The organism is Meridianimarinicoccus sp. MJW13, assembly GCF_014901205.1.
In the GTDB taxonomy this organism is placed as follows: domain Bacteria; phylum Pseudomonadota; class Alphaproteobacteria; order Rhodobacterales; family Rhodobacteraceae; genus Meridianimarinicoccus.
Window position 1 is genome coordinate 65,812 of sequence record NZ_JACNMU010000012.1, and the last position, 13,977, is coordinate 79,788.

The window sequence follows — 13,977 nt, forward strand, 5'->3', positions numbered from 1 at the left end:
TTACTCGTCCAGCAGGGAAGGATCGTTCAGGAAGCCCGCGTCGATGTCGGTCACGGCCTTGCTGTCGACGGTTGCGGCTTCGCGCAGGGTTTCGATTTCGGCGTCGATGGCGGCGCGCTGGATTTCGGTGGCGATGTCGCCCTGCACTTCTTCCAGGGTCGGCGCTTCGATGGCGCGGACACCGTTCAGACGGATCACGTGCCAGCCGAACTGGGTTTCCACCGGTGCCGAGATCTGCTCGGCTTCCAGTGCCAGAACCGCGTCTTCGAACGGCTTGACCATGGCGCCTTCGGCAAACCAGCCCAGGTCTCCGCCATTGGGGCCCGAGGGGCCGGTGGAATGCTCGGCGGCCAGCGTGGCGAAATCGGCGCCATCGTTGAGTTGCGCGATCAGGGCCAGGGCCTCTTCCTCGGTTTCCACAAGGATATGCGCGGCGCTGTATTCATTGCCCGCTTCCTGCCCGAGGTATTTCGCGTCATAGGCAGCCTGAATGGCTTCGGGGGTCACGGCGGCATCGACCAGTTCGCGCATGGCGCTGTTGGCCAGCAGGGCGCGTTCCTCGTTCTCAAGGGCCAGTTTGGCCACCGGGCCCAGTTCGCCGGCCTTGTTGCCCAGCAGAACCTGGCTGATCGCCTGTTGCAGAAGGCCGTCGTACAGGGCCTCGGGCGGCAGGTTCTGGTATTGCTGCGGCAGCTGCGCACGCATCAGCAAAAGGTGCCCGGCGGTGATGTCTTTTCCATCCACGGTGGCCAGGACCGTTCCGGCGGTCACGGCGTCCTGGGCATGGGCACCTTGCAGGCTTGCGACGACGGCGAGGGGGGCAAGCCAGCGAGCGGTTTTCAACAGCATGGGTCATCCTTAGGTTCGGGCCGCTTGGGCCGCGTTGACACTGGGTATACCGCCCCTTACATCGCAGATGATCAGCAAGGCGGGTCGCCCGACCGTCGTTGTAGGATGTGGCGCCAAGGGGAGCAACCCGGGTGTCTGCCGGATCGGGACGGGCGAGGGAAGCGGAGAACTCATGGTGCTGGGCATTGGAACACTCGCGAAGAAAGTCTTTGGCACGCCCAACGACCGATTGGTGAAATCGGTGCGTCCGATCGTGACCAAGATCAACGATCTGGCGTCGGAATACGAGGCACTGGACGACGCGGGCATCAAGGCCAAGACCGTCGAGTTGCAGGAACGGGCCCGCGCTGGTGAGGATCTGGACAAACTGCTGCCAGAAGCCTTCGCCAACTGCCGGGAGGCCGCGCATCGCGCCCTTGGCCTGCGCGCCTTCGATGTGCAGCTTGTCGGCGGGATCTTCCTGCATCGCGGCAATATCGCCGAAATGAAGACCGGCGAGGGCAAAACCCTTGTCGCCACCTTCCCGGCCTATCTGAACGCGCTCAGCGGCAAAGGCGTGCATATCGTCACCGTGAACGACTATCTGGCTCGGCGCGACGCCGAGTGGATGGGCAAGGTCTATGCGGCGCTTGGCATGACCTGCGGGGTTGTCTACCCGCAGCAGCCCGAGGCCGAGAAGCAGGCCGCCTATGCCGCCGATGTCACCTATGCCACCAACAACGAGCTGGGCTTCGACTATCTGCGCGACAACATGAAGGCCGAGCTGGCGCAGATGAGCCAGCGCGAGCACAATTTCGCCATCGTCGACGAGGTGGACAGCATCCTGATCGACGAGGCGCGGACGCCGCTGATCATCTCGGGTCCGGCACAGGATCGGTCGGACCTTTACAAGGCCGTGGACGAGTTGATTCCCGAGATTACCGACGCGCATTACACGCTGGACGAAAAGTCCCGCAACGTCACCTTCTCGGAAGAGGGCAACGATTTTCTGGAACAGCGCATGTCCTCGCTGGGCCTGCTGCCGCCCGACCAGACCCTGTACGATCCGGAATCCACGACGCTGGTGCACCATGTGAACCAGGCGCTGAAGGCGCACAAGCTGTTCCACAAGGACAAGGACTATATCGTCCGCGACAGCCAGATCGTGCTGATCGACGAATTCACCGGCCGGATGATGGCCGGGCGGCGCCTGTCGGATGGTCTGCATCAGGCCATCGAGGCCAAGGAAGGCTGCGCGATTCAGCCCGAAAACGTGACGCTGGCCTCGGTCACCTTCCAGAACTATTTCCGGCTGTATGACAAGCTGGCCGGCATGACCGGTACTGCGGCCACCGAAGCCGACGAATTCATGGAAATCTACAAGCTGGGCGTGGTCGAGATTCCCACCAACCGCCCGATCAGCCGGATCGACGAAGACGATCAGGTCTATCGCACCGGCCGCGAGAAATACGAAGCCATCGTCAAGGCGATCCGCGAAGCCAACGAAAAGGGCCAGCCGGTTCTGGTGGGCACCACCTCGATCGAGAAGTCCGAAGTGCTGTCATCGCTTCTGACCGAGGCCAAGATCCCGCACAACGTGCTGAACGCGCGCCAGCACGAGAAAGAAGCCCAGATCGTGGGCGATGCCGGCAAGCTGGGGGCGGTCACCATCGCCACCAACATGGCCGGTCGTGGCACCGACATCAAACTGGGTGGCAACGTCGAGATGAAGGTGCTGGAGGCCATCGCCGCCGATCCCGACACCCACCCCGACGAGATCCGCGCCCAGATCGAATCTGCCCATGCCGCCGACGAAGACGCCGTCAAGAACGCGGGCGGTCTGTACGTTCTGGCCACCGAACGTCACGAAAGCCGCCGGATCGACAACCAGTTGCGCGGCCGGTCGGGCCGTCAGGGGGATCCGGGGCGTTCGTCCTTCTATCTCAGCCTCGAAGACGACCTGATGCGGATCTTCGGCTCGGAACGTCTGGACAAGATGCTCAGCCGTCTGGGCATGGAGGAAGGCGAGGCCATCGTGCACCCGTGGGTGAACAAGTCGCTGGAACGGGCGCAGGCGAAGGTCGAAGGGCGCAACTTCGACATCCGCAAGCAGCTTCTGAAGTTCGACGACGTGATGAACGATCAGCGGAAGGCCATCTTCGGCCAGCGCCGCGAGATCATGGAAGCCGCCGACGTCAACGATGTCACCCAGGACATGCGTCATCAGGTGGTGGATGATCTGGTCGACACCTTCATTCCGCCCAAGTCCTATGCCGACCAGTGGGACGGGCAGGGGCTGTATGCCGAGGTTCTGGACAAGCTGGGCCAAGATCTGCCGGTCATTGCCTGGACCGAGGAAGAGGGCGTGGACGCCGAAGAGATCCGCGAACGTCTGTACAAGGCCGGTGACGAATTCATGGCCAAGAAAGCCGTGGATTTTGGCCCCGAGAACATGCGCAACATCGAAAAGCAGTTGCTGCTGCAGACCATCGACGGCAAGTGGCGCGATCACCTGCTGAAGCTGGAGCATCTGCGCTCGGTCATCGGATTCCGGGGGTATGCGCAGCGCGACCCGCTGAACGAATACAAGAACGAGAGCTTCCAGTTGTTCGAGGGGCTGTTGAACGGCCTGCGCGAGGAAGTGACCCAGAAGCTGGCCCAGATCCGTCCGCTGACCGAAGAAGAACGTCAGGCGATGATGGAACAACTGGCGCAGCAGCAGGCCGCTGCACAGGGCCGCATGGCCCCGGCCCCGGCCGCTGCGCCCGACATGGCCGAAGCCGTGCCCGCAGGCGATGCGGCCGAAGGGTTTGACGAAAACGACCCGTCCACCTGGGGCAATCCGGGCCGCAACGAGCCTTGCCCCTGCGGGTCGGGCAAGAAGTTCAAGCATTGCCATGGGCGTCTTGCCTGATCGGCGGACACCCTCTTCAGGTCAGGCCCTTCGGGGCCTGATGCTGTTTCTGGGCCTTGTGGCCGGTCCGGCCATGGTGCGGGCTGACGACTGCGCCGGAACGCTTGCCGTGTCGGAAGCGGCGCCGGGCCAGATCACGCTCGCGCTGCAACTGCCCTGCGATCCCTATGCCGCCGTGGCCCTGTCTTATGGGCCGATCCGTTTCGTCGAAGAAACCGGCATTGATGGTCAGCTTGCCCTCACCCTGCCGCATCTTGCGGGGATCACCCGGCTGTCCGTGACCGCAGCCGACCGCGCCCTTGCCGCCGAAGTGCCCGAAAGCGCTGCCGCCGTGGCATTCATCGCACTGGATTGGGCACAGCCCGTCGAAGCCCTGGGCTTGTCCTCGGGCGTTGTCACGGCACAACCTCTGGGCTTTCCCGGCGGCCTGCCGCAAGCGCGGGTGCTGCCCGTGACCTCTGGGCCGGTGCACGTTGACCTGCCGGTGACCGAAGCGACCTGCGGCACGGAGCTTTCCTTGCGCCTGCACCGCACCAACAGCCCCGCAGCGCCGCTGTCGCTCAGCCTGCCGCCATGCGACCGCAGCGGCGAGACCCTGCGCCTGACGCTGGATCCCGCAGGCTAAAGCGCGTCACGGAAGGCGTTGAACACCTGAACATAGGTGGCGCGTTTGAACGGCACGATGTTGTCGATGATGTCGCCCGGCTGCATCCATTTCCAGTCACTGAACTCGGGATGTTCGGTGTCGATGCAGATGTCGGTATCGGCGCCCTGATACCGCATCAGGAACCACAATTGCTTCTGCCCGCGAAACCGGCCCTTCCAGATTTTGCCCACAAGCTCTTGCGGCAGATCATAGGAAATCCAGTCGTCGGTCTGGGCTTCGATGGTGACCGATGTGGGCGCGATCCCGGTTTCTTCCTGCAATTCGCGCAGGGCGGCCTCGCGCGGATCCTCGTCTTCGTCAATCCCGCCTTGCGGCAGTTGCCAGGCATTGGCGGTGTCGATGCGTTGCGCCGCGAAGACATGGCCGGCGCGATTGGCCAGCACGATGCCCACGCAGGGGCGATAGGGCAGGGCAGAGATTTCGTCGGGCGTCATGGCAGCTTCCGATGCAACTGGGATGCCGTGGGTGTCGCCCACCCTCGGCAACTGTGCAAGAGCCCAGTTGCGCGCAGGCCCCGGTCAGCCCTGCGGCGGGCGCAGCGTGTCGCCAAAAGTGATGTCGGGGGTCAGGGTGATCCGTTCGCCTTCGGGCCCGTCTCCATCCAGGGCGTGGGCCGCGATGATCTCCGCCGACTTGCGTCCGATCTCCAGCCGGCAGGCATCCATCGTGGCCAGTTGCATGGGCAGGCCCTTCAGCAGGTTGACCCCGTTGAACCCGGCCAGACCCAGCTTGCCGGGAATGTCATAGCCCTTTTCCATGCAGTAGAACAATCCGCCGGCACCGATCATGTCATTGGAATAATACAGGAAATCGATGTCAGGCGTGCGATTGAGAATGGTCTCGGTCATCTCGCGCCCTTTCACCAGCGCCGAGCCGCCGGCGTAGAATTCCTGATCCGCAATCTCCAGTCCGGCCTTGGCCAGCGCAAGGGTAAAGCCCTCGAACCGCTTCCGCGCCCGGTGATCCAGCGGCATCTTGGTGCCCAGAAAGCCGACACGCTTATAGCCCGCAGCGACAATCGCCTCGCCCATGGTGCGCCCCGCCGCCCGGTGCGAGATGCCGACCATGGCATCGACCGGTTCGCCATCGGTATCCATGATTTCGACCACCGGAATCCCTGCGGCAGACAGCATGGCCCGCGCCGCGTCGGTATGCTCCAGCCCGGCAAGGATCACGCCAGAGGGCCGCCATGACAGCATTTCGTACAGAACCGCCTCTTCGCGCTCGGGCTTGTAGTGGGTCAGCCCAACCACCGGTTGCAGCGGCGTGTCGTCCAGGATCTCCGAGATGCCCATCATGACTTCGGGAAAGACCATGTTCGACATGGACGGAATGATGACCGCCACCAGGTTCACCCGCTGCGAGGCCAGCGCGCCCGCGATCTTGTTGGGCACATAGCCCAGCGTCTTGGCCGCATCGAGCACCTTCTGACGGGTCTTGTCGGACACGTCACCGCGATTGCGCAGCACCCGGCTGACAGTCATCTCGCTGACCCCGGAAGCCTCTGAAACATCCCTCAGCGTCAATGGTCGCCGTGTCTGTGCCGTCATGCCCGTGCCTTTCGCTTGCGTTGCCCGAGTCTAGCGCTAACTTCGACCGCGCCGCAATCGGCTAAGATTGTTGCGCGCGCGTTTTTCGCAGGCCTGCGGGTTGCGAAGCCGCTGGCTTCCGGCGAAAAGAAGCCCGTGGCCCCGTGGCTCAACTGGATAGAGCAGCCCCCTCCTAAGGGGCAGGTTGCAGGTTCGAATCCTGCCGGGGTCACCATGCTTTGCGCGTTGCGTCTTGTGATCAACTGGACGTGTTGCGGGGTGACACCTGTTCAATTGCGCCACCATGCCAGATGCGATCCGGAAACGCCTCTCAGCCCTCGGGCGTATACCAGATCGGCGAAGTGTAGGCGCGCTCGATCACTTTCATGGTGGCATCGGCGGGGAAATCCGCCTGTGTGAAATAAGCCGCGTCATAGGCCGTCCAGCGCGGGGTCGGGATTTCCAGCACGCGGGCGTAGTAGAACGCTCTAAGGGACGGGTCGAAATCGGGATCTGTCCAGGCCGTGATCAGTTCCGATGCCCCGATCGTGTTGGTCCAGGTGGCGTGCGCCACATCCACAGTGTCCCCCACCAACGGCAGATTGCCCTCTGCGTCCGGCGCGCGGTTCCCAGACCAAGCAACATTGTAGATCTTCTCTTGCATTGCGCCCGCAGCGTCGACCCAGCCCTTGATGATCTGGATGCGGTCGAGGTTGCCTGACAGCGGATCCTTCAAGGCGCCGACCAGGAACGATGGCGCGCCAGCGCCCTGGCTGGCCGGGGGAAGATCGCCGCCCATTGGCACGCCCTTGCCATAGCCGACCGCCCCGGGATTGCGCCCAAGCGCGTCTGCCTCGACAAAGTCCCAACCGCCGAAGAACCGCACGAGCATCCGCGGGCCGGTTGTGCCGTAGACTTCCTTTCGCTTCATCGCGTCCCAGATCGAGGTTCGTGAGTTTTCGGGCGCCCAGACCGCCATCAGGCCCGATGCGCCAAGCTGCCAGTCCTTGACCGTGCGGCCATCAAAGTCGAAGGCGTTGCCGTCCGAGCGTTCCGGCCCCGGCTCGCTGGCCGGGAACTTGCCGAAAAAGTTGTTCTCTTCCGCCGAGGAAATGCCGGTGTGATCGTCGGTCGAGCCGACCATCCCGAACTTGAACGGGTTGGTGCCGAACTTCTCTTCCAGCGTCAGCCCGCGTTTCAGCGCCTCGCGGGCATACTCGAAGTCGATCATGCCGGGCTCTTTCGGCACCACGTTCAGGTTGCCCTTGTCCCAGATCTCGAAATTCGCGAACTCGTCGGTCGGCGCCAGCGACGGATGCTGTTCCGACGTGCCCTTGCTTTGCGACACCTCGTACAGCGGTTCCCACCGCGCCCGCGCCTCGACCCAACCTTCGTCGATCGGCTGTCCGTCCGGGGTTTCAAGCGCGAACATCAATCCGTTCGACAGGTTGCCGTTGTGTGGCACCGCCAACACCTTGCCGCCGGTTGTGTCCTCATACGCCGCCATCCAGTCCCAAAGCTTGTTGGGAATGTCGCTGTCGTAGGTGGTCATCGGCCGGACCATGTCGGCCTTGTTCTTGCCGTCGCGGTACACGACGTTGCGGTGCAGGTTGTTGCCGCCCCCGTAATTCGAGGTCCACTCGTAGCCGATAAGCGCAGTGAAGGTGCCCGGATCGTTATGGCCCTCCACGATCTCGGTCATCTTGTGCCACATGTCGAACTGAACGTCGTTGTCGGTGACGGCTGCCGGCAACCTTCCCTCGCCTTGCAACGTGATCATTTCCATGACCACGGCGGTGGCAGCTTCGCCCCCGGCGTTCATGCCCTCGTTCCACTGCTTCAGAGTGGGATCGGTCAGCAGGTTCGGATCTCCGGCAAGAACGTTGCTCATCACGCCGAGCGAATCCGAATGATCGGCGACCATCATGAAATCATACGGACTGGACAACCGCACCTTCTGCCCGGTGTTCGAGGTGATCTCTTCGCCCTTGGCGTAGCGAAGCGCATCGTCCGGACCGATCCGGGTGCCCCCGGCCAACGCGTCCGGAGACCAACTGGTGTGCAAGTGGATCTCGCCCCAGAGCGGCCGGGAGGGGTAATTGCGCCCGGCGTAGGGCGAATAGTGCTTCTGGTTGAAGAACCGTTCGATCCGGGCGGGGTCGATCGTGCCCGCGTCCGTGGTGACCTGCGCGCCCGCGGGAAGCGCCAGAAGTGTCAGCGTGGCGGCAAGGGAAGTGCGTGTGAACATTGTCATGCTCCAAGAGTATATGGAAATAGACGTCTCCCGAAAACACTAGCACGGCACCAATAGGCAGCCATTCATTTGTTGCGGTCCGCTGTTCGCGGGTGTCATCGTCACGGGAATGACGCTACTCAATGTTTCAGAGCATGGGCGACTTCTGGTGCGCATGGCGCTTGTCATCGGCACGGTCCTGACAAGCCCGACACCGGACCGTCGCACGCCCAAGACCTGACCCGACCACCGGAGGACCCCGTGACCCAGATCCATTGCATTGCCCCCATCGGCGACATCTGCGGCGAGGCCGCGACCTTTTCGGCGGCCGAGAATTGCCTCTACTGGACCGATATCAACCGGTTCGTGGTGCGCCGGATGGATGTGGCAACGCTGGCCGTCACCTCGCATCTGTTCGACGAACCGGCGGTGGCGCTGTCGCTGACCGACCGGCCCGGACGGTTGCTGGTGGCCCTTGGGTCGCGGCTGATCTACCTCGACCCGGCCAGCGATGCGCGCACCGATCTGGGGGTCGCCTTGCCCGACGCCCCGCAGGCGCGCTTCAATGATGGCCGCAGCGATCCGCTGGGCAATTTCTGGATCGGCTCCATGGGCAACAACGTCGGTCTGAACGGCGAAGGGCTGGACGTGGCCGAGGGGCTGGGCCGTCTGTTCCGCTATCGCGCGGGCGGTCCGCTGGAAGAGGTCGAATCCGGCATCGGCATTTCCAACACCCTGTGCTGGGCCCCTGATGGCAAGACCTTCTATTTCGGCGATACCCTGAAGAACGAGATCCGCACCTATCCCTATGATCCCGCCACCGGGGACATCGGCGTGGGCCGGTCGCACTTCACGGGCTTTGATCGCGGGTTGCCCGATGGATCGGCCATCGATGCCGAAGGCTACCTTTGGAACTGCCGCTACTTCGGCGGTTGCATCGTGCGGGTGGCCCCCGATGGATCTGTCGACCGGGTGATCGACATGCCGGTGAAGAACATCACCACCTGCTGTTTCGGCGGACCGGACCTTTCGACCCTGTACGTCACCACTGCCAGCGCCGACAAGGATCCCGCCGACCGTCTGGCCGGCAGCCTTTTCGCCATCGACACGGATACGCGCGGGCTGCCCGAGAACCGCTTCAGGACCGGCGCCTAGGCACGCGATGGGTGGCGCAGTTTGCCGCACGGGGGCCAGCAATGACGCCGCGCGGGCAATTCCCTGACCGGTGAAAACTGCCGGAAGGCGACGCGCGAATGACTGCGCGCCTTTCGCGTCAAGGCCAGCCCAAATCGCCCAAACCGGTCCGGAGAGGCGGCCCCCCGCGCCGCGCTGCCGATTTCTGCGGCACGACAGAGACACCCCGCGCTGAAACCTTTCGCCGGGTCACTGTCACAAAACTTCACTTTACAGACCGGATTCCAGCTTACAGACTACATCTAGTAAGCATGAGGTCGTTAACCTCTGCTTCTTGAGCAGGCACCATGTCTCTGGGCGCCGCCCGGGGGCTCCAACTAGTGAGGCCGGGCATGTCACTTTCCGAACATCAGATCGCAGAGATCCACCCGATCGACATTGTCGAGACGCTGGCAGAACACCACGATTGGGAGTTCGACCGCGTTGGCGAGGATCAGATTGCCATGGCCGTCGAAGGCCAGTGGCGCACTTATTCGATCACCCTGGCCTGGTCGGGTTACGACGAAACCCTGCGCATGATCGTCAGCTACGAGATGGAGCCGCCGAAAGAGCGGTTGCCCGAGCTTTACGAAACCTTGAACCGTGCCAATGACAGTTGCTGGACCGGAGCGTTCTCCTACTGGGACGAGCAGGGGCTGATGGTCTATCGCTACGGGCTGGTTCTGGCCGGGGGGATGGGGGTGCATCCCGATCAGGTCAACACGCTGATTGGCACCGCCGTAGCCGCTGCCGAGCGGTTCTACCCGGCCTTCCAACTGGTTGCCTGGGGCAACACCGCCCCGGAACAGGCGCTTCAGGTTGCGATTGCAGAGGCCTACGGACGGGCCTAGGATTTTCCCCCGCGGGACAGGCCCGCATCGGGGGTAGGACATGATGAACTCAATCTCGGGCCGTGGCCTGGTGATGCTGGGCTGCGGCAAGATGGGATCGGCGCTGTTGCAGGGCTGGCTCGACAACGGGCTGGATCCGGCCGAGGTCTGGGTACGCGATCCGCATCCCGCACCTGTGTTGGGCGACATGGGGGTGACCCATGTGAACGATGCGCTGCCGGCCAATCCGGCGGTGGTGATCGTGGCGGTCAAGCCGCAGTTGATGAATGACGCCCTGCCGGACCTGGCCGGTCTGGGCAACGGCGACACCATGTTCCTGTCGGTGGCCGCCGGGGTGCCCATTTCATCCTATGAACAGGCGCTTGGCCCCACAACGCCGATCGTGCGGGCGATGCCGAACACCCCGGCGGCGATCGGTCAGGGTATAACCGCGATCATTGGAAATGGCGTGGTGACCCCGGCACAACTGGATCTTGCGGAAACGCTGCTCAGCGCCGTGGGGCAGGTGGTGCGGCTGGAGGCCGAGGCGCAACTGGATGCCGTCACCGGCGTGTCGGGCAGCGGCCCGGCCTATGTCTTTCACATGATCGAGGCGCTGGCAGCAGCGGGCGAGGCCGAGGGGCTGCCGCGCGATCTGTCCGTGCAACTGGCCACCGCCACCGTGGCCGGGGCCGGGGCGCTGGCCATGGCCTCGGACGACAGCGCGGCCACCCTGCGTGAGAACGTCACCAGCCCGAATGGCACCACGGCGGCGGGTCTGGCGGTACTGATGTCCGAAACCGACGGACTGCCGCCGCTGATCCGCGCCACGGTGGCGGCGGCGGCCAACCGCTCGCGGGAGTTGGGCAAGTGACGGCCAGTTTCGACGATTTTCTGAAGATCGACATCCGCGCGGGTCGGGTGGTCAAGGCCGAGGCCTTCCCCGAGGCCCGCAAGCCCGCCTACAAGCTGTGGGTCGATTATGGACCCGAGATCGGGGTCAAGAAAAGCTCGGCCCAGATCACGAAAAACTATGCGCTGGAAGAGCTTGAGGGCCGCATGGTCATGGGCGTGGTGAACTTCGCACCGCGCCAGATCGGTCCGTTCATGTCCGAGGCGCTGGTCGTGGGGGTGCCGGATGCCAGCGGCGAGGTGGTGCTGCTGGCCCCGGATACCGACGTGCCGCCGGGCGCCCGGCTTTACTGAGCCGCGCCCTCCATCGCCTTGCGCCAATGGCGACGGCACAGCGAGACATAGGTTTCATTGCCGCCGATCTGCACCTGCGCGCCGTCGCGCAGCGGACGGCCATCGGGGCCGTGGCGCACCACCATCGTGGCCTTCTTGCCGCAATGGCAGATGGTGCGCACCTCGCGCATTTCATCGGCCAGCGCCAGCAGTGCGGCCGAGCCGGGAAACAGCTTGCCGCGGAAATCCACCCGCAGGCCGTAGCACATGATCGGCACGTTCAGATCGTCCACGGCCCGTGCCAGTTGCCAGACTTGCGCTTCGGTCAGGAACTGTGCCTCGTCGACAAAGACACAGGCACAGGGGCCTTCGGACAGGCGGGCCGCGATCATGTCGAACAGGTCGGTGTCTTCGGCAAAGGTCTGGGCCGGTTCGGAAATTCCGATGCGCGAGGCGATCTGCCCCATGCCTGCGCGCCGGTCCAGCCGGGCGGTCAGGCGAAAGGTGTCCATCCCGCGCTCGCGATAGTTGTAGTCCGCTTGCAGCAGCGCCGTGGATTTCCCGGCGTTCATGGTCGAGTAGTGGAAGTAGAGCTTGGCCATGGGGGATTGGTATGCGCGGTGTCGGGCAGAGGCAAGGGCCCGGCCTTGTGGCACGGGCCCCCGAAACCTGAACACTCGATAACAACCGCCGGCCGGTGTCCTTGGAATAGGCCGGGGAGGTTGTCGGAACCTTAACGGTCCGGCATCAGGTCCGTGGCATTTGACTCAAATCATCCGGGCTAGCCGGCGGTGGCAACCCGGAATCGCAGCGTCTCGCCCTTGCCGCTATCGCGCTGGATGGTCACCAGGTTGCCGTCGATCCGCCAAAGCTGGCAATCTTCGGCACTGGGGGCGGGGGCGGTGATGGTGCGGCACCATTGGCCGTCGCGGAACTCCCAAACCCCTGAAATCTCGGTGCCTTTGGTGGATCCCGACAGGGTGCCGTTGCGATGGATCGTCACCGTGGTGTCGGCGTTGGCGACGGTCTTGCCCGCCACGGTGGCCCGGAAGGCATCCGCCGTGGTGATCGGCCCGTGGCTCACCGGCAGCGCGGTGGTGACACAGGCCCCGAGAGCCAGAAGCGGCAGCAGAACGCGGCGCATCAGATTAACGGAACCAGCGGCACGCCGCCACAGGCGGAGAGCGTGGTGCAAAGGGAAAGAAGCAGGATCAGGCGCATGGTGTCCCTTTCAAAGGTCGCAAGTTGGGGCGAGCCTAGCCGGGTGGCGCCGCGCGCGCAACGCGGCGATTTTCGCGGGCTGGAAAACGTCTGGAAAAGGTATGGCCGGTGTATGGCTGCGCGCGGTGGTGTCGGAGGCCGTTAACTCCTGGGTGAGATCCTGTGCGAAACCGAAGGAGACCCCAAGATGAGCGAGCCCCGCCAGACCCGGAAGAAACGCATGCACCTGGCGCTGTACGCGGACGCGCTGAAGCAGCTGGAATTCGACAGCCTGGACGTGGTGCGCCTGAAAGAGCGGGTGCCGTATCAGTGGCACGCCATCCACGACGACCCGGATGTGTTCAGCCAGAAGTTGGTGAAGACCACCTTCCGGGTGAGTTCGGATGTGCTGAAATACTTCAAGGTGATGGGGCCGGGGCATGGGGCGCGGATGAACCGGGTGCTGACCGCCTATGTCCACGGACGGCTGGCGCAGATCGTCGAGGGGCCGGACATCACCGATTTCGTCCTGCGCCCCGAACAGGTCGCCCGCGAGATCGGCCGGAACCGCCCGGAGTGGGGCGAGAGCGTGTTCTGGGATCGGGTGGAGGAGGAGTGAGGGGGTTCTGATTTTGAGGCCCTTGCGCCATCGGGCGTTGGACCTGTCAACGGCGGGTGGCCTTGGCGTGCCTTCGACCCCCAAACCAGACGCTGGTGCGAAACGCTTGAATGGCCGGGATGCGGACATTTCTGCAGCTAGCCTCATTGCAAACAATGACCTCTCCCAACCCAAAGCGGAAATGGCATCCTGTCCGCGTTGCGCCATGATCGCCGGACAGGAGGGGGGCGAGCTTTCGCCGCATCTGCACGAGGCTCGTGTCAGATAGGAATAAGCGGCCATCAACAGCCCATGTCACGAGACCCTCGATGCCGAAAAGGCCATTTAGGTCAGCTTGTCGTGCCTCAGTCGTACTGATTGCGCTTGCAAGGCGCGAGGGTGAAATCCTAAATTCTGATTGAGGGTAAGATGTCGTGGGGGAAGAACGGTCCGCTTGCGGCAATGGCGATCGGTTGTACGGTGTTTTGGTCAAGTTGGTTTACATCATACCTTTAACAACAGTCTGCGAACTTTGAGGATTTTGACTTGGTAATATTAGAGTGGACTAAACCCGGAATATGGATTGAGGGTTTAGACAAAGATGCCGCATGGCGCATTGAGGGGCAAATACGATGTCTGGAAGACGCAATCTTGGAGGCAAATATAATACTCAACGTGTTCGATCAAGCTCAAGCGTCTAGGGTCTGGACTCATTGAGTTTCAAAGCCAGTAGATGACGATGGCCGCGAGGGCGATTGCCGAGAGGAAGACTCTGGGGCAGCGGTCATAGCGGGTTGCGACCCGCCGCCAGTCTTTCAGT

General features: G+C 63.3%; 13 protein-coding genes, 1 tRNA gene and 1 pseudogene. 8 read left to right on the top strand and 7 right to left on the bottom strand.

The genetic code is table 11. The features are described from left to right. Complete coding sequence (locus tag H8B03_RS18390; RefSeq protein ID WP_226926123.1) at positions 1-849, bottom strand: peptidylprolyl isomerase; 849 nt, start codon at positions 847-849, stop codon at positions 1-3. A 175-nt stretch (positions 850-1,024) separates the two neighbouring features. Here H8B03_RS18390 and secA point away from each other — a divergent pair, with 175 nt between their 5' ends. Then, positions 1,025-3,742 (top strand): preprotein translocase subunit SecA, encoded by a 2,718-nt coding sequence (secA, locus tag H8B03_RS18395; protein ID WP_193143368.1) that lies wholly within the window; start codon positions 1,025-1,027, stop codon positions 3,740-3,742. A gap of 40 nt (positions 3,743-3,782) precedes the next feature. Further along, a complete protein-coding gene (locus H8B03_RS18400; protein WP_193143351.1) occupies positions 3,783-4,367 on the top strand; it encodes a hypothetical protein in 585 nt (194 codons plus the stop codon). Here H8B03_RS18400 and H8B03_RS18405 read toward each other — a convergent pair. After that, a complete protein-coding gene (locus tag H8B03_RS18405) occupies positions 4,364-4,843 on the bottom strand; it encodes an RNA pyrophosphohydrolase (protein WP_193143352.1) in 480 nt (159 codons plus the stop codon). The genes H8B03_RS18400 and H8B03_RS18405 overlap by 4 nt on opposite strands. Before the next feature lie 84 nt (positions 4,844-4,927). Continuing rightward, on the bottom strand, positions 4,928-5,959 hold the full coding sequence (locus H8B03_RS18410) for a LacI family DNA-binding transcriptional regulator (protein ID WP_193143353.1): 1,032 nt from the start codon (positions 5,957-5,959) through the stop codon (positions 4,928-4,930). Positions 5,960-6,096: 137 nt separating this feature from the next. On the opposite strand from H8B03_RS18410, the gene H8B03_RS18415 reads away from it, so the two are divergent. Further along, positions 6,097-6,173, top strand: a tRNA-Arg gene (locus H8B03_RS18415). Positions 6,174-6,269: 96 nt separating this feature from the next. Here the strand turns inward: H8B03_RS18415 and H8B03_RS18420 are convergent. Then, complete coding sequence (locus H8B03_RS18420) at positions 6,270-8,186, bottom strand: DUF3604 domain-containing protein (RefSeq protein WP_226926125.1); 1,917 nt, start codon at positions 8,184-8,186, stop codon at positions 6,270-6,272. A 246-nt stretch (positions 8,187-8,432) separates the two neighbouring features. On the opposite strand from H8B03_RS18420, the gene H8B03_RS18425 reads away from it, so the two are divergent. The 4 genes from H8B03_RS18425 (at position 8,433) to H8B03_RS18440 (ending at position 11,380) form a co-directional block, all read left to right on the top strand. Next, positions 8,433-9,326: an SMP-30/gluconolactonase/LRE family protein gene (locus H8B03_RS18425; RefSeq protein ID WP_193143355.1), complete on the top strand. Its 894-nt coding sequence runs from the start codon at positions 8,433-8,435 to the stop codon at positions 9,324-9,326. A gap of 371 nt (positions 9,327-9,697) precedes the next feature. Continuing rightward, positions 9,698-10,195 (top strand): YbjN domain-containing protein, encoded by a 498-nt coding sequence (locus tag H8B03_RS18430; RefSeq protein ID WP_193143356.1) that lies wholly within the window; start codon positions 9,698-9,700, stop codon positions 10,193-10,195. A gap of 40 nt (positions 10,196-10,235) precedes the next feature. Beyond that, entirely contained in the window at positions 10,236-11,048 is an 813-nt protein-coding gene (proC, locus tag H8B03_RS18435) for a pyrroline-5-carboxylate reductase (protein WP_193143357.1), read from the top strand. Continuing rightward, the gene (locus tag H8B03_RS18440; protein ID WP_193143358.1) at positions 11,045-11,380 is read left to right on the top strand and encodes a tRNA-binding protein; all 336 of its coding nucleotides are present in this window, start codon (positions 11,045-11,047) and stop codon (positions 11,378-11,380) included. Before proC ends, H8B03_RS18440 begins: the two co-directional genes overlap by 4 nt. Here H8B03_RS18440 and H8B03_RS18445 read toward each other — a convergent pair. After that, positions 11,374-11,961, bottom strand: coding sequence for a thymidine kinase (locus H8B03_RS18445; RefSeq protein WP_193143359.1), 588 nt, complete (start codon positions 11,959-11,961; stop codon positions 11,374-11,376). The genes H8B03_RS18440 and H8B03_RS18445 overlap by 7 nt on opposite strands. Before the next feature lie 179 nt (positions 11,962-12,140). Next, entirely contained in the window at positions 12,141-12,503 is a 363-nt protein-coding gene (locus H8B03_RS18450) for a hypothetical protein (RefSeq protein WP_193143360.1), read from the bottom strand. A 264-nt stretch (positions 12,504-12,767) separates the two neighbouring features. Between H8B03_RS18450 and H8B03_RS18455 the strand changes: the two genes are divergently transcribed. Then, positions 12,768-13,178 carry a BrnA antitoxin family protein gene (locus tag H8B03_RS18455; protein WP_193143361.1) on the top strand — a complete coding sequence of 137 codons (411 nt, stop codon included), beginning with the start codon at positions 12,768-12,770 and terminating at the stop codon, positions 13,176-13,178. A gap of 699 nt (positions 13,179-13,877) precedes the next feature. Here H8B03_RS18455 and H8B03_RS18460 read toward each other — a convergent pair. Further along, a pseudogene (locus H8B03_RS18460) lies at positions 13,878-13,977 on the bottom strand (IS5/IS1182 family transposase); the annotation flags it as partial.